The sequence below is a fragment of the Candidatus Brocadia sinica JPN1 genome (assembly GCF_000949635.1).
In the GTDB taxonomy this organism is placed as follows: Bacteria; Planctomycetota; Brocadiia; order Brocadiales; family Brocadiaceae; genus Brocadia; species Brocadia sinica.
Genome location: NZ_BAFN01000001.1, coordinates 502,140 through 517,798, shown reverse-complemented (window position 1 = coordinate 517,798; position 15,659 = coordinate 502,140). Strand labels below are relative to the sequence as shown.

Annotated in this window: 15 protein-coding genes; 13 read left to right on the top strand and 2 right to left on the bottom strand. The window is 42.4% G+C overall.

Annotated elements, in window-relative coordinates:
• Positions 1–22: 22 nt before the first annotated feature.
• Positions 23–2,572 (bottom strand): bifunctional lysylphosphatidylglycerol flippase/synthetase MprF, encoded by a 2,550-nt coding sequence (gene mprF, locus BROSI_RS02325; RefSeq protein WP_052562008.1) that lies wholly within the window; start codon positions 2,570–2,572, stop codon positions 23–25.
• Between the two features lie 422 nt (positions 2,573–2,994).
• Entirely contained in the window at positions 2,995–5,067 is a 2,073-nt protein-coding gene (locus BROSI_RS02320) for a hypothetical protein (protein ID WP_052562005.1), read from the bottom strand.
• Between the two features lie 285 nt (positions 5,068–5,352).
• On the opposite strand from BROSI_RS02320, the gene BROSI_RS02315 reads away from it, so the two are divergent.
• From BROSI_RS02315 to fsa, 13 genes are all read left to right on the top strand, one after another.
• A complete protein-coding gene (locus BROSI_RS02315; RefSeq protein ID WP_082059330.1) occupies positions 5,353–6,120 on the top strand; it encodes a sulfite exporter TauE/SafE family protein in 768 nt (255 codons plus the stop codon).
• Positions 6,121–6,195: 75 nt separating this feature from the next.
• Positions 6,196–7,560: a F0F1 ATP synthase subunit beta gene (atpD, locus tag BROSI_RS02310; protein WP_052562000.1), complete on the top strand. Its 1,365-nt coding sequence runs from the start codon at positions 6,196–6,198 to the stop codon at positions 7,558–7,560.
• Positions 7,557–7,961 (top strand): hypothetical protein, encoded by a 405-nt coding sequence (locus BROSI_RS02305; protein WP_052561998.1) that lies wholly within the window; start codon positions 7,557–7,559, stop codon positions 7,959–7,961. The genes atpD and BROSI_RS02305 overlap by 4 nt, the downstream gene beginning before the upstream one ends.
• The gene (locus BROSI_RS02300; protein ID WP_052561996.1) at positions 7,961–8,233 is read left to right on the top strand and encodes an AtpZ/AtpI family protein; all 273 of its coding nucleotides are present in this window, start codon (positions 7,961–7,963) and stop codon (positions 8,231–8,233) included. The genes BROSI_RS02305 and BROSI_RS02300 overlap by 1 nt, the downstream gene beginning before the upstream one ends.
• Before the next feature lie 2 nt (positions 8,234–8,235).
• Positions 8,236–8,901 (top strand): F0F1 ATP synthase subunit A, encoded by a 666-nt coding sequence (atpB, locus tag BROSI_RS02295; RefSeq protein WP_052561994.1) that lies wholly within the window; start codon positions 8,236–8,238, stop codon positions 8,899–8,901.
• Between the two features lie 13 nt (positions 8,902–8,914).
• Positions 8,915–9,181: an ATP synthase F0 subunit C gene (gene atpE / locus BROSI_RS02290; RefSeq protein ID WP_052561991.1), complete on the top strand. Its 267-nt coding sequence runs from the start codon at positions 8,915–8,917 to the stop codon at positions 9,179–9,181.
• Positions 9,178–9,918, top strand: a complete 741-nt coding sequence (gene atpF / locus BROSI_RS02285) for a F0F1 ATP synthase subunit B (protein WP_052561989.1) — start codon at positions 9,178–9,180, stop codon at positions 9,916–9,918. Before atpE ends, atpF begins: the two co-directional genes overlap by 4 nt.
• On the top strand, positions 9,919–11,415 hold the full coding sequence (locus tag BROSI_RS02280) for a F0F1 ATP synthase subunit alpha (protein WP_082058981.1): 1,497 nt from the start codon (positions 9,919–9,921) through the stop codon (positions 11,413–11,415).
• Positions 11,412–12,260 (top strand): F0F1 ATP synthase subunit gamma, encoded by an 849-nt coding sequence (locus BROSI_RS02275; RefSeq protein WP_082058980.1) that lies wholly within the window; start codon positions 11,412–11,414, stop codon positions 12,258–12,260. Before BROSI_RS02280 ends, BROSI_RS02275 begins: the two co-directional genes overlap by 4 nt.
• A gap of 93 nt (positions 12,261–12,353) precedes the next feature.
• The gene (gene cobS, locus BROSI_RS02270) at positions 12,354–13,175 is read left to right on the top strand and encodes an adenosylcobinamide-GDP ribazoletransferase (protein WP_052561985.1); all 822 of its coding nucleotides are present in this window, start codon (positions 12,354–12,356) and stop codon (positions 13,173–13,175) included.
• A 168-nt stretch (positions 13,176–13,343) separates the two neighbouring features.
• Positions 13,344–13,964: a bifunctional adenosylcobinamide kinase/adenosylcobinamide-phosphate guanylyltransferase gene (cobU, locus tag BROSI_RS02265; protein ID WP_052561982.1), complete on the top strand. Its 621-nt coding sequence runs from the start codon at positions 13,344–13,346 to the stop codon at positions 13,962–13,964.
• The gene (gene holA / locus BROSI_RS02260) at positions 13,964–14,956 is read left to right on the top strand and encodes a DNA polymerase III subunit delta (RefSeq protein WP_052561980.1); all 993 of its coding nucleotides are present in this window, start codon (positions 13,964–13,966) and stop codon (positions 14,954–14,956) included. Before cobU ends, holA begins: the two co-directional genes overlap by 1 nt.
• A 45-nt stretch (positions 14,957–15,001) precedes the next feature.
• On the top strand, positions 15,002–15,652 hold the full coding sequence (gene fsa / locus BROSI_RS02255; protein WP_052561978.1) for a fructose-6-phosphate aldolase: 651 nt from the start codon (positions 15,002–15,004) through the stop codon (positions 15,650–15,652).
• Positions 15,653–15,659: the final 7 nt, after the last annotated feature.

Below are 15,659 nucleotides of genomic sequence, written 5' to 3'. Positions count from 1 at the left end.
ATATCAGTGTAATATCTCTCTGTCAAATTGCAACAACGCCCTTAGTTCCTCTTGAAATGAGGAAAGCAATGTTGGTAAGGATACGTGGTAGTATTAAACCGCCTGGAGACGCCAGATATTTTGGTTCCCATTCGGGACCAAACTTTTCCTTGTATTGTCGCAATCCCTGGAAGTTAAAAAAATGTTCTCCGTGACGGAAAACTAACGCCCCAAGTCTGTTCCAGAGAGGCGCAAGGGCGTGTTCCTCAAGCCCTGAGAAAGGTGCCATTCCCAGGTTGAACCACTTATATCCATCCTGTTTTCCCCACAGCATGAGCTCGATGAACAGATATTCCATGACGCCATGTGGGGCATCAGGGAGATATCGCATAAGATCTAACGAAAGCTCCTCTTTCTCCGCTCCTTGCCAGATATTCACAAAGGCAATGATTTTGCCATTTTTTCTTACTATTCCGGCAGGGAAATTTTTCAGGTATTCTGTCTCAAAAAACCCTGTGCAGAATCCTTTTTCGGTAATATTTTTTTTTGCCAGCCAGGAGTCTGATATTATCTTGAATTCCGGCAGTAACGGGGGGACTTTGACCGTTGGAATCAGTTCAAAAATACAACCCTCTTTCTCAAGCTGATTGTGGGTATGGCGTAGTCCTTTATGAACCCTGCCTTCAAGAGAAAAGTTCGATAAGGAAACGCGGGCCTCTTCTCCGAGTTTAAGTAATGTTAGGCCAAGATCGATATAAATAGGGAGATTCGTTCGATTGACTTCATAGAAGACTGTCCATCCGTCATTACGGTCACACATCTCGCGAAATTTCCAGATAAGTTCAGATATTTCGCTTTCAGGGCCAACCGGGTCACGAAATGCCACCCAACTCCTGCCGCTGATAGCATACATAATGAATGCATTTCTGCGTTCGCTGAGTAGGAAAGATTTATCTCCAAGCAGTGCTGTGTTGGCATACGTATTTTTTGAACTATATACCAGGGAATGGATCATATCTAAATCTGCCATGAGAGGAAGAGAGGGTTTTGTGAAGGCTGGGCGAAGGAGTTTAAACACAGCGAAACAAAGCGCTAAAACCCCGACTCCCACGGCAGCACGGAGAGATCGGGGGGCATCTCCCGACAGGCTGAAATGCCACCATAACTCATCCGAATATTCGACGTGCTTGTAAGAGAAAAGTCCTAGCCAGGCCGAACAAAGCATAACAAAAACAATAGCCGTAATCCATCCTTGAGTAAACGGTTCGTTTATGAGAGATGTTTTGCGGTAGAAATGCCTGCGGGAAGGCAGGAGTGCGCCCAACATGATTGCAAGAATGATCGCTTCCTCGTAATCGAATCCTTTAAGCAGGGAAAAGACAATTCCTGCAATAAGAAGGGCCACAATAAGGGGGTATGCGGCGTTAAGTCTTCGTTGCAGTCCCCAGGCTAGTATAAGGAGCAAAATACCCGCGAGGCTGCCAAAAAAATGGGAGATCTCCATAACTGGTAGTGGGATTATATCCTTAATCCACAACATACGAACTTTTTCAGCCGGAACTGATCCGGAAAAAAGCAGAATTGTACCTCCCACAAAAGTGGCAAGAGAGAGTATGTTTGGTACAATCTCCGGCACCCATTGTCCAAAGATACGGGCAATCAGTTTGAATGCCTCTTTTCTTTGGATGAATTCATGCATACCCAGAAGAACAGTGGCAAAACACATTGGCAGTAAATAGTATATTCCTCTGAACGCTAAAAGCGATCCAAGGATGTCAGAAACTGGTAGCATAGGCGAGAGAAAAAAGAGAATTACTGTTTCAATGATTCCAAGCCCTCCGGGGACCTGGCTGACTATTCCTGCTATCTGTGATAGTAGAAAGATGCCAATAATCTTTGGATAAGGCAAGTTTTCATGAGAGGGGAGCAAGACATAAAGTACGCTTCCGTTCAGCATCACGTCCAGACAAGCTATTACTGTCGAGGAAAGAGAAAATTTTAGAGAGGGTACAGAAAACTCCCATCTGAAAATTTTTAGAGGTTTCTTTTTCAAGGCGCTAAACAACAAGTATCCTGTAATAAAGACAACGAAGAGTATCCCAAGATATGGTAAAGACACAAAGCGAAAGTGGATTACTGAAGGAATTTCAAATGGTTCAATGAGGAAAAGCACCCCTCCGACGGTAAAGATGCCTAACCAGAAAGCCAGGCCACAGAAGGCAACAACTTTCGTGATATCAACCGGAGAAAGCCCCCAGGACGAGTAGAGCCGATAACGTACCGCTGCAAGCATGGAAACTCCAATACTGTTGCTGAATGCATAACCTATGAAACCGGCGGTAGCAATCTTGCCGTACTTAAGTGGATGATTTACATAGCGAAGGGCAAGAAAGTCATATCCTATCAGTACTAAATAACCAAGGGAGGTAAACAGGAGGGCGAGAAGAAGGCGCTGAGTTGGAAGCGCCTTCAATTGGCGCAGCACATCATGATAGTGATACTCTTTTAGTTCATAATGGAGCACCCAAAGTGTTGCGGTAAAGAGTAAAACGCCAAATAAAGGATTAAGGTTGCGGAGAAATTTATTTCCCATGCGTGATTTAGTCGCTAACAAGGATGATAAGGCTAATCACATGAAAACTTAACCATTTTGTTAAAAATTAAGTATGAATAGGGTAGACTTCGTCGTGAGCGCCCAGTCGAACAATTAAGACGAGGTCTTTTGCGCCGAATCCACCTTCACAATATCCATCTCTCAATCCCCTCCTGGAAGGGGACTCAGGGGTAGGTTCGCTTTCAGACTGGGTCAAATGGGCAATTTCACCCTATTTCGTGAGATTTATTCCCTACTTTATTGGCTAAAAAGCGACAAAACAAGTGCAAAAAATGGCAATTTATAACAGTTCTTACCCACTTTTGAAACAAAAAGTTCATTTGATCCACTCTGTTCGCTTCATCCACCCTTATACACAACTATAAACTGTTTGAAACGTACAAAGAGATTTGTATTGTTTTCTAATAGGCATTGGTTGCATACTTGAGGCCGAAGTTGGTATCGTCATAATAGCTGATATGTACCTTGCCTGATGTGTCCACTGCGATGGAGGTATACCCGCCTACATTTCCACTACTGTCTATAGTTTTGGTTACCCATGAACCGGAAGCATTGGTTGCATACTTGAGGTCGAAGTTAGTACTGTCATAATAGCTGATGTGTATCTTGCCTGATGTGTCCACTGCGATGGAGGTATACCCACCTACGTTTCCACTACTGTCTACGGTCTTGGTTACCCACGAACCGGAGGTATTTGTGGCATACTTGAGGTCGCCATGAGTATAATCATAATAACTCATGTGCACCTTGCCTGATGTGTCTATTGCTAGGGAGGTAAACTGCCCGACATCACCATCGCTATCAATAGTCTTGATTGTCCATGAGCCAGCAGCGTTCGTGGCATTGGTGGCATATTTAAGGACATCTTTTGTGTTGTCATAATAGCTTATATGCACCCTGCCAGACGCATCCACTGTTATAGAGGTATGCTCTCCTACATTTCCATTACTGTCAATGGTCTTAGTTATCCACGAACCTGAAGCATTGGCGGCGTACTTGAGGTCTTCGTTCGTGCAATCATAATAGCTTATGTGTGTCTTACCAGACGCGTCCACTTTAATGGCGGTAAACTCTCCTACATTTCCACCGCTATCAACAATCTCGGTTGCCCATGAACCAGAGGCATTGGTGGCATATCTGAGATCGCCATTCGTGCTATCATAATAGCTTATGTGTGCTTTGTTTGATGTGTCCACTGCTATGGAAGTATACTCGCCTACACTTCCCTGACTGTACAAAGTTTTGATTACCCATGAGCCGGAGGCATTGGTAACATACTTGAGGTCGTTTTTTGTGCTGTCATAATAGCTTATGTGTACCTTGTTTAATGTATCCACTGCTATGGAGGTATATGCCCCTACATTTCCACCTTTGTCCACAGTTTCAGTTGTCCATAAACCAGGAATATTGGTGGCATACTTGATACTACCATCGATGCTGTCATAATAACTTATATGCACATTACCAGATGTATCCACTGCTATGGAGGTATAACTACCAACATTTACATTCTTAGCCACAGCATCTATTATCCATGTGCCAGTGGTATTGGCAGCGTACCTGATGCTACCGTTAGTGATATCATAATAGCTGATGTGTGCCTTACCCGCTGTGTCAACTGCTATGGAGGTATATCCACCTATATTTCCGCTATTATCTACAGTAGTCAATTTCCATACGCCAGAGGCATTGGTGGCGTATTTGAGGTTTTTCTTGGTAAGATCATGATAGCTGATGTGTGCCTTGCCAGATACGTCTATTGCTATGGAGGTGTACCCCCCTACCCATTCACCTTTATCCACAGTTGCTGTTAACCATGACCCAGGGGAATTCGTGGCATATTTGAGATTTTTCTTTGTGAGATCATAATAACTGATATGCACCTTGCCCGATATGTCTGCTGCTATGGAGGTATATGCCCCCACATCTCCGTTATTATCTATCGTAGCTGTTACCCATGCGCCAGAGGCATTCGTGGCATACTTGAGATTGCCGTTAATATCGTCATAATAACTGATATGTACCTTACTTGAAGTATCAAGCGCTGTGGAGATATACCCACCTATTTTTCCACTGTTGTCCACAATAACGGTTATCCATGAGCCAGAGGCATTAGTAGCATATTTGAGGTTTTTATTCGTAAGGTCGTAATAGCCAATGTGTACCTCGCCCGATTTATCCATCGCTATTGAGGCACACCCGCCTACTCCGGGCAATGAATCCACTGTCACAATATGCCATTTACTACCGTCATGATATGCATAGAAGAGATTGGTGCCTCCATAAACAATGTGAGGATGGCCATGAGTATCAATAGCGAGTGCCCTTGAAGAAAAATATTGGGAATATTTTTCTTTAACCACGGTCTCTGTCGTCCACGGTGCCGCTGATAATGTATTTACAACAAAAGGAAAGTTGATAAAAATTAGGAAAAGAGTTGATAAAGCCTTTTTGTTCAAAATCATTCCCATCATTTGCGGCCTCCTATTAGTATTTTTGGATTTCAATATCAAGATTCTTCAGCCCCTTCGGTACGTGGTGAATACTCAGACAGGTTGCATAGATCGTGCGGATAAAAAATCTGTGTATTTATGAAACCTGTGATTGTATTCTTATGCGGACTCATGGTTAAAAACAATCAATGGGGAATTGCAATATTATACATTTTAAAATAGTATAACTCACGTGATTTTTCTATAATTTTTAAAAGTTTCAGGAAACAAGTTCTTATCTGTGTGACGACAATTCGAGAAATACGAGTGGAAATTTATTTAATAGTAGGTTTAATCTTGAGCGCATTGATAGGAATATCCCTTGGTTTGATTGGTGGTGGTGGTTCGATCATCATCATACCGGTTTTAGTTTATATTCTTGGTGTTGAAGCTCATCATGCCGTCGATATGTCGTTGACTATTGTTGGGGTAACAAGTCTGATTGGCGCGGCGCTTCACAATCAGCGCGGTACGGTCAAGTTAAAAACCGGGGTGTTTTTTAGCGCTACTGGCACGCTTAGTGCCTACTTCGGTTCACGTCTGACGTGCTTGCTTTCGCCTGCAGCACTACTTCTTTCAATTGCCGCTCTGATGATTGTTATTGCCGTGCTGATGTTGATTAAAAGGCACGATAATCGTGACGTAATAATTCATCATGGTCGGAGCAAATTCAAAGCGTTGCTGGCAGGTTTAATCGTAGGTTTATTGACAGGTATTCTGGGCATAGGTGGGGGTTTCCTGGTAGTGCCTGCTCTTGTATTATTCTGCGACATCTCCATGAAAGACGCTGTTGGTACGTCTCTTTTAATTGTTGCGATCGACTGTTGTGCGGGACTGTTAGGTCATCTGCGTTACGGTGGGTTCGATCTTCGTGTAACAATGTTTGTAACAATGGTTGCTATTGATGGCATGCTTATTGGCGCCACTCTTTCGCATCACGTATCTCCCGCCAATTTGAAAAAATGGTTCGCCGTGTTCGTAATTGTAGTTGCAGTGTTTTTTATTGCGAAAAATTATACAGTCCATTTGGGATAGCAAGTGAAAAATTACATCTGTTATTTCGTTAGAAAAATATTTAAAAACGAGTGATCTTATGATACGATAATACTTATGCAGGGCTTTATAATTGCTATTCACGGGGATGTTGTTGAAATTGAATTCAGCGGGGGACTTCCCAACATCAATGATTCCCTTGCTGTAAAGAAAACGGACGGGACAAATATTATCCTCGAGGTACATGACCACATAAGCAGTACTGTTGTAAAGGCTATTGCGCTTGGATTTACCCAGGGCCTGAAAAGGGGTATGACTGTCGTTTCTTCAGGTAGTTCGCTCAAAATTCCTGCCGGTAAGGATTGTCTGGGAAGGGCATTCAATGCCTTTGGTGAGCCGATAGACGGCAAGCCGCCGCTTGAAAATGATAATTTTATATCCATTCATAAAGCGTCTCCGGTTCTTGAAGAACAGATACCGGCTTCAGGGATCCTTGAGACGGGCATAAAGATCATAGATCTTCTATCTCCATTTCCCCGAGGTGGTAAAATTGGTCTTTTTGGGGGGGCTGGAGTCGGGAAGACCGTATTGCTTATGGAATTCATTTACAAGATAGCAAAGGTTTATTCAGGGACATCCATATTTTGCGGCGTTGGAGAAAGGATGAGGGAGGGTCATGAACTCTGGCGAGAGATGGAAAGGCAGAATATCATAGCTAACGCAATACTTGTATTTGGTCAGATGTGCGAATCCCCCGGGATACGGTTCAGAACCCCATTAACGGCAATAACCTTAGCAGAATTCTTCAGGGACGAAATAGGAAGCGATATCCTCTTCCTGATGGATAATATCTATCGGTTTGTCCAGGCAGGGAATGAGGTCTCTGTCCTTTTGGGAAGGCTTTCCTCACGGGTAGGTTACCAGCCGACCCTTCTTTCAGAGATTGCTGAAGTGGAGGAAAGAATTGTATCAACACAAAAGGGTTCTATTACTTCTGTACAGGCAATATATGTGCCGGCCGATGATATAACAGACCCGGCTGTTGCAAATGTCTTTCCTCATCTCGATACAACAGTTGTTCTTTCCCGTGAAATAGCATCCAAAGGGCTTTACCCGGCCATTGACCCCCTGCTTTCAACTTCAAAATTCCTTAGTCCCGAAGATGTCGGAGAAAGACATTATAAGATATCAAGAAATGTAAAAGAACACCTTTCGAGGTATAAAGAACTCCTTGATATTATTGCCATGCTGGGTATAGAAGAGCTTTCGCCGGCTGACAGACTCATTGTGAAGAGGGCCAGAAGGCTTGAGATGTTCCTTACACAGCCTTTTTTTCTCACGGAAGAATTTACGGGCAGAAAAGGGAAGCACGTGCCTCTTGGTAAGACCCTCGATGGTTGTGAGATGATACTCTCAGGAAAAATGGATGATGCGTCGGAGAATCTATTTTTTATGATTGGCGATATAGGAGAAATAAGATGAGCAATTCGTCCTTTCCATTAAATATAGTTACTCCTGCAAAGATACTGGGAAAAAATATAACATATATCAGATTGAAAGACGAGACGGGTTTTTTCGGTATTTTAAAGGGACATACGAATTTCTTAACAGTCCTTGTCCCTTCCCTGGTTTATTATACAGATACCAACGGCAAAGAAGTTTTCCTTGCTGTTGATGAAGGAATATTGAGTGTGAGGGAAGGAACGGTAACGATAACATCAAGGGAGGTATTTGAAAGCGATGATGCTGAAAAGCTTGCAGAAATCATTGAAAATACCCTTGCCAAAAGAGACAAATCTGAGATGGCTTTCCGTGAGATGTTTGAGGGAATCGAAAGGTCATTTATGGAAAAGACGATAAAACTGGTTAAAGGAAGTATTTGATGGAAAACAAAAAATTCTCCGGAGATATTGAGAAATCTGCTAAGGAACTGCTTCGTACCAGAAAGGAGAAATCGAATTTCTGGCGCTATGCTAATGTCCTTGGTGTTGGAGGATGGGTTTTTGTTATTCCGGTTGTCGGAGGCGCTTATCTTGGCAGGTATCTGGATAAAAAAATGCACGGAGAAGGCATTTCGTGGACGATAACACTTATTATCATCGGTATAGTTGTTGGTATGTATAATGTCTGGTATTTGTTTATCAGAAAGCCTTAGCAATGAAAATATTTAATATTTTTCCGGAAACTATTTTTTCAATCGGCCCTGTTCAGGTTACAGATACTGTTATTACCACATGGTTTGTTATGACGGCTATAATAACAATTTGCTATCTTGCGACAAGAAAACTCTCCATAAAGCCGTCTTTTTTCCAGGAGATTTTAGAAGCTATCTTTGAGGCTATCGAAAAAACGATAAAGGACATCCTCCCGTTAAATCCCTGGCTGGTTGTGCCGGTGCTGGGAACCCTATGGATCCTTATCGGTTTCTCCAATCTTGCCGGTTTAATACCGGGATTGAAAACCCCTACCGCTGACCTCAATACAACCTTTGCATTTGCGTTAATCTCTTTTTCAATGACCCACGTCATTGGTATAACAACACAAGGGCTGAAAGGATATCTCCTCCACTATAAAGAACCAACATGGATATTACTTCCCTTCCACCTTATAGCAGAGATCACAAGAACAGTCGCACTTGCCATTAGGCTCTTTGGGAATATGTTAAGCGGTGATATGATTGCCATAATACTTCTCGGCATAGTCGGATTGCTGGTGCCGATCCCGTTTAGTTTGTTACATATTATCATCGGTCTTATACAGGCGTATATATTTGGTGTTTTAACCTTGGTATTTATAGCAGGTGGCATGAGAACGAAATCATGAAAGGAGACTTGATATGGATGCTAAAACCGTAGTTATTTCTGTTTCTATAATAGCTGCCGCCCTTGCCATGGCTATTGGCGGATATGGTCCTGCAAGGGCATTGGGAAAGGCGCTTACGGAGGCGCTTGACGCTATAGCAAGGCAACCCGAGGCCTCTGATAAGATTATGAGGGCCCTTTTTGTTGGAATGGCGTTGATAGAGTCAATTGCCATATATGCATTTGTTATTGCATTGATTATCCTTTTTGCAAATCCTCTTATTGGGTATATCTTAAAATGAAATTCAATATCTGGACACTGCTATTTCAGATAATAAACTTTGTTGTTCTGTTGTTTATTCTGAAAAGGATATTATATAAACCTATACGGGAAATTATTGAAAGGCGGAGAGGGCTTATAGCAAGAACCGTCGAGGATGCAGAAAAGACAAAAAAAGAGGCGCAAGCGCTTAAGGAAAAATGCGAGGAAGAGTTGAAAAAGGTAAAGGAACTTCAAAGCCAGATGCTCGAACGGACGAGGGAGGAAGCTCTTAAAGACAGAAATAAGTTACTGGGTGAGGCCGGGAAAGACGCGGCGAAAATAATCGAAAAAGAAAGGGCCTTGTTTGATGCAGAAAAAAAGAGGGCAGAGGCAGAGTTAAAAAATAAAACGCTTGAGATTGCCTCCGTCTTTGTCTCAAACCTTTTAGAAGACATTTCAGATGAAGAGCTTCATAAGGCCATATTCAGGAAGCTCGCGAGAGAAAATGGGAAAATTATTTCTGATATCTCGAAAATAAAGGAGAAAGGCGAAACATTACCTATAGACCTTGTAAGCGCATATCCATTAAAAACGGATGAAGTAAAAATGTTTCAGGAAACTGTAGAATCACAGCTTGCAAAAAAAGTGAGCATCAATACGACCGTTGACAAGACTCTTATCGCGGGGATAAGGATAAAGGCCTGCGATATGATTTACGACTGTTCGCTGGCAGGCCAGGTAAATGCACTCGCTTCCAGGCTGAAAGAAACCACATAAATGGAAAAAGAATTAACGGTTTTTTGGGAAAAAGTAAAAGAAACAGCCAAAGCCAGCAGATTCTCCATCGGGGTGACTGAAGAGGGAAAAGTGCTGGCCGTAGGAGACGGCATTGTGCATATTGCTGGTCTAAGAGATGCAAAACTCTACGAACTTATAAAGTTTGAAAGTGGTGATGAGGGAATAGTATTTGATCTCGATGTCAGCAGCATTGGCGTTGTGCTTCTTACTGAGCGTAATGGAATAAGGGCCGGTGATAAAGGATATAAAACTGAACAAATTGCTTCAGTAAATGTAAGCGAAGAGCTTTTGGGGAGGGTATTGGATGCCCTCGGTAATCCTGTGGATGGTGGACCGAAACTAGAGCAAACGACATCTTATCCGGTAGAGAAAGAAGCCCCTTCTTTATTGCAAAGAGACTTTATTACTGAACCTCTTTATACCGGTATAAAGGTCATTGACTCTATGCTTGCCATAGGCAAAGGGCAAAGAGAATTAATTATTGGTGACGCTTCAACAGGTAAGACATCAATAGCAGTGGACACCGTTATCAATCAGAAAAACACTAAGGTAATCTCTATTTTTGTGGTCATAGGTCAGAAAAAGTCACACGTCTTAAAGATCATTGAAGAAATAAAGAGATACGGTGATTCCTCAAAGACCATATTTGTTATTGCCGATGCCTCAAATTCTCCCGGGCTTCAATATATTGCGCCTTACAGCGCTACAGCCATTGCCGAGTATTTCCTCGATAAAGGGAAGGATGTCTTAATCATTTATGACGACCTTACAAAACATGCTGACGCGTATCGTTCATTAAGCCTTTTACTGAAAAGGCCTCCGGGTAGAGAGGCATATCCCGGTGATATATTTTTTATACACTCAAGACTTCTCGAACGATCTGCAAAACTCAATCAAAAGAACGGCGGGGGTTCCATCACTGCCCTTCCGATAGTGGAAACACAGCAGGGCAGGATATCATCCTATATTCCTACAAATCTCATCTCGATAACGGATGGTCAAATATATCTTGATGCCTTCCTGTTCAACAAAGGTATCCGGCCCGCAGTGGACGTTAGCAAATCCGTGTCAAGGATAGGGGGAAAGGCTCAGGTAGAAGCAATGAAAACCGTGGCTGAAAGACTGAAAATAGATTATTCAAGATTCATTGAAGTGGAAGTATTTACCAAATTTGGGGCGCATTTAGAAGAAGAAACCGCAAAACTCATCAGACGCGGCGAACGGTTAAGGGAAATTCTGAAACAGCCGCAGTTTCACACCTTCACTCTTGAAGATGAAGTATTAAGCTTTATAATTTTAGAATCAGGCATACTTGATACTGTTGCAATTGCCTTGGTAGAAAAAGTTTGCAGGGAAATAATCAATAAGACAAAATCCACCTTTCCGGAAATTATAAGCCGCATGAACCGTGAGGGTTTGCTTGAAAAAAAGGACTTGGAGATAGTAAAGGATTTCATTGCAAAGGAAAGGGCTTGAACTTGCCTTCTTCTCTGGATATTGAAAAAAAGACAAAAGCCTTATATACCATAGAAGATATTGTTGGCGCTATGAAAGCATATGCGGGGGTCACAATAAGAAGGACGGAAGATCTTGTACAAAATATAAGGGCATATGAAAATAATCTTCTTTTTGCGATGGCCGATATTATAACGCATTACCCGGAAATATCATTAAAGGAACAAAGCAAAGGGAAAAGAATTCTTACAGCCTTCGGTTCCTCACAGGGGTTATGCGGTTCTTTTAATGAAAAAATGGTTGATGTTGTTTCCAGGATAATTACCAGCAACGATATCCTGTTCGTTATTGGGAAGAGACTACAATTGTCTCTGGAATTAAGACATATAACATATGGAGATTGCAGCGACTCAGTGGCAAGCATTAACGGAATACAGTCAGCTTTGAAAGAAACTGTTTCGAAAATAATGAATATATACAGTAAGGAAGAGTACTATAACCTTACTCTCATCTTTCCGTATATTTTTGAAAAAAAAGCCGAGATTTCTGTGGAACAAATCCTTCCCCCCGATATTCGTAAAGTGAGCGCTTTAAACCCAACCAAGGTTCCGCCTTTCACCTATCTTGAACCAAACAAAATTTTTGAAAAAATCCTGGAAGAATTTTTGTTTATCAGCCTTTATCGATGCTATATAGAGTCACTCAGGAGCGAGAATTGGCATCGGTTGAGAAGTATGGAAGGCGCATCTGAAACTCTTAAAAGGCAACTTTTGGACCTTAATTCTCTGCAGATGTATATCAGACAGGAAGAAATCACGGAAGAGATGCTTGAGATATTGGGAAGCGGGATGTTTTACAAAAAATAGATGCCTCTTTAGAGTTTGGGGAATTAAGACCGACCAGTTTATTTTAGTTTTCTTTCCCGACATTTGCGTGAACCAAATAAAGAAAAGAAAAAAATGGACAATTTTTTATGGGCGCTCAAATTTCTGACAATCATTCCTGTTGACAGGGAAGATAGGATAAAACCACAAAAGGTCAGTTATGTAATATATTGGTTTCCCATTGTAGGTTTATGCATAGGCGTTTTTCTGTCTGTCACATATTTACCCCTCTTTCTTTTCTTTCCTCCCCTTCTTGCTGATGCCTTGATTATTCTTGTTTGCATATCTATAACCGGAGCATTGCACCTGGATGGCCTTGCTGATACCTGCGACGGCATCTGGGGTGGTTGGAATAAGGAAAAACGTCTGGAAATTATGAGGGATAGCCGTATAGGAAGCTTCGGCGTCATTGGGTTGATTTGCCTTCTTGGACTCAAATACCTCAGTTTATTCAGCGTTAGTGAAATCCCCGTGACAAAGATTTCACCGTTTAGTGCCAGCATAAAATACGTTTCCTGTTTTGTCTCGCCGGTTTTGGTAAATAAATGCGTTGTGCTGATGGTAATGCCAGTTGTGGGAAGATGGGCGCAGGTCTGCGCCGCAGGATTGTCTTTGTATGCCAGAAGTGGATCGGGTACAGGAAGTTTTATCACGGGAGGCACTACACGGAAACAGGTGATCTTTGTGTCACTTTTTCCAGTGTTCCTGTTTTGGTTTTTTTACAACCTGAGCGGGTTTGTGATATTTGCAATAATAATTATTTTCACCCTCAGCTGGATTTGGTATATTAAAAAAAGAATTGGGGGGATGACGGGGGATACCCTGGGTGCCACCAATGAGATTAGTGAGTTGGTGTTTTTATTGAGTCTTTTCGTTTGTAGCGGATGGAATAGATAGCTATTGGGCGGCCTGGACATTTGAGATGCGGGATTGAATGAAAAAGGTTGGCAGTAGGCATTTGCAACTGTCTGCGGTCAACTGCCAGTTTAAATGCAGGAGGATACCTGGAATGTTTGTGTTTTGTGTCTGACGTCTTAGCGGCAAAAGGAGTATGTTTTACTAAAAATGGCCAAAATAACCTTTGTTCTTGGCGGTGCGCGGAGTGGAAAGTCTGCCTTTGCAGAAGGACTTGCCAAAAAGTATAATGATGTGGTTTATATAGCCACAGCTGAGGTTAAGGACGATGAGATGCGGGAGCGTATTCGGGCTCATCGTGCCCGGCGACCCTTTCATTGGAAAACGATTGAATCGCCTTATCACGTAGACAGGGTTGTGTCGAATTTAAATGGCAGGGCGGGTCTTGTTTTTATTGATTGCATTACCCTCTATATTACGAATTTGCTTTTGTATGAAGAATCAGTATCCATTCCTTTGCAAACAAAGAGGCACGATGCGGTATCTTCAGGTGAAATGGCAAATGTGACGGATCTTTTGGCCGCATCTAAGGAAAATCCAAAACAGAAGCAGGAGCAGATCCTTGCTGAGATCAGTAAACTTAGCCGTGTGTGTCGTGAATCGGGGTCAGATGTTATTATCATATCGAATGAAGTTGGACTTGGTATTGTGCCTGATAATGCCTTATCCCGTATTTTCCGGGATATTGCAGGTTTTGCAAACCAGATCTTGGCGGAAGAGGCTGACGAAGTGTACTTCATAATGGCAGGAATTGCCCAGAGGATAAAGTAATGGATGTTTACCAGTTTAAGGCTTTAATGAATAAGGATAAGACCTTTCCCGTTTATGTATTCTTTGGCGATGAAGAGTTTTTTATCCATGAAGCGCTTTCTGCGGTAAAGACTAATGTATTTAAGGATGGCGATCCTGGTATGGCATTGGTTGAATTTGGTGGAGATGAAATTTCCGGGGGTGTTATATTTGATGAATTAAGGACATTGCCATTTTTTTCGGGCAAGCATAAATTGGTGATTGTAGAAGAGGCAGATGATTTTGTTGATAAGAATAGGGAGACACTTGAAAAATATTTACTGGCGCCCGCAGGTCATGCCAATCTGGTTCTTGTTTGTGATAAATGGGATAAACGAACGAAATTGGCGACTCTTGTTGATAAGGTGGGGGCGTCGGTTGAGTGTAAAAAACTGAAGGATCATCTCTTGCCAAATTGGATACACGTTCATACGAAATTTTACAAAAAAGACATCACTGCAAAGGCGGCGCAGAGACTGATTGATGATGCAGGGAACAATTTAGCGATCCTGGATAAACACCTTGAAAAGTTATCCATTTACGTGGGCGAAAAGACCACCATTGACGAAAGGGACGTAGATGCCCTTGTGGGTGTAGACAGGAATCGCACCGTATTTGAGCTGACCGATGCTGTTGCGCAAAGGAATGTGACACTGGCTCTAAAAATCCTCAGTCAAATGCTGGCGCATGGAGAAGATTCAGTAAGGATTATCAGTCTGTTGGCCTGGCAGATAAAACGACTGTGGCGGGCAAAGCAGATATTGCGGCAGGGTGGAAATGAACAAAAAATTGCATCGGAGTTACAGATAATACCATTCTTTGCAAAACGGTTTTTCGAACAGGTTAATCTGTATACTGAGGGAGATCTCATGAAAAATCATGCACTCTTACTTGAAGCTGATGTGAAGAGCAAAACCGGTTCTTTCAGTACGAAAATGTTACTGGAACTGTTGGTGTATAAGCTATGTGCTTAAATAGTGAAGGAGATTTATCAAGGTGATTTTTAGAAAGGAAAGGAAATGAAGTTTTTTATTGATACAGCAGATGTTAAAGAAATTCGGGAAGCGCACAGTTTGGGCATCCTGGATGGGGTGACGACAAACCCCTCTTTAGTTGCCAAGACCGGCCGTCTTTTTCGTGAAACGATTGAGGAGATATGCTCCATTGTGAAAGGCCCTGTCAGCGCCGAGGTGGTGAGCCTTGATACAGAGGGTATGCTCAGGGAGGCCAGAGAACTGGCAAAGGTTGCTGACAATATTGTAGTCAAGATTCCTTTGGTAAAAAACGGCTTAAAAGCAGTAAAAAGATTGGCGGAAGAAGGCATTAAAACCAACGTGACACTCTGTTTTTCCTCTAATCAGGCTCTTTTGGCAGCGAAGGCCGGCGGCACCTATGTGAGCCCCTTTGTCGGAAGATTAGACGATAGGGGGCAGGTGGGTATGGACCTGATCCAGGAGATTCGTACCATATATGACAACTATGGTTTTCAAACGGAAATTATTGTTGCCAGTATTCGCAATCCTGTGCATGTACGTGATGCGGCTTTGATGGGGGCAGATGTTGCCACCATCCCTTTTAATGTGTTTGATTTACTTGTTCAACATCCACTAACGGATGATGGCGTTAAGCGCTTCCTGGCCGATTGGGAGAAGGTGCCAAAAAAGAAATAAATAGAGA

Coding starts and splice junctions, on each gene's coding strand:
- mprF (WP_052562008.1), bottom strand. CDS start 2,572: ATGGGAAATAAATTTCTCCGCAACCTTAATCCTTTATTTGGCGTTTTA.
- BROSI_RS02320 (WP_052562005.1), bottom strand. CDS start 5,067: ATGATGGGAATGATTTTGAACAAAAAGGCTTTATCAACTCTTTTCCTA.
- atpD (WP_052562000.1), top strand. CDS start 6,196: ATGCAGGGCTTTATAATTGCTATTCACGGGGATGTTGTTGAAATTGAA.
- BROSI_RS02305 (WP_052561998.1), top strand. CDS start 7,557: ATGAGCAATTCGTCCTTTCCATTAAATATAGTTACTCCTGCAAAGATA.
- BROSI_RS02300 (WP_052561996.1), top strand. CDS start 7,961: ATGGAAAACAAAAAATTCTCCGGAGATATTGAGAAATCTGCTAAGGAA.
- atpB (WP_052561994.1), top strand. CDS start 8,236: ATGAAAATATTTAATATTTTTCCGGAAACTATTTTTTCAATCGGCCCT.
- atpE (WP_052561991.1), top strand. CDS start 8,915: ATGGATGCTAAAACCGTAGTTATTTCTGTTTCTATAATAGCTGCCGCC.
- atpF (WP_052561989.1), top strand. CDS start 9,178: ATGAAATTCAATATCTGGACACTGCTATTTCAGATAATAAACTTTGTT.
- BROSI_RS02280 (WP_082058981.1), top strand. CDS start 9,919: ATGGAAAAAGAATTAACGGTTTTTTGGGAAAAAGTAAAAGAAACAGCC.
- cobS (WP_052561985.1), top strand. CDS start 12,354: ATGGACAATTTTTTATGGGCGCTCAAATTTCTGACAATCATTCCTGTT.
- cobU (WP_052561982.1), top strand. CDS start 13,344: ATGGCCAAAATAACCTTTGTTCTTGGCGGTGCGCGGAGTGGAAAGTCT.
- holA (WP_052561980.1), top strand. CDS start 13,964: ATGGATGTTTACCAGTTTAAGGCTTTAATGAATAAGGATAAGACCTTT.
- fsa (WP_052561978.1), top strand. CDS start 15,002: ATGAAGTTTTTTATTGATACAGCAGATGTTAAAGAAATTCGGGAAGCG.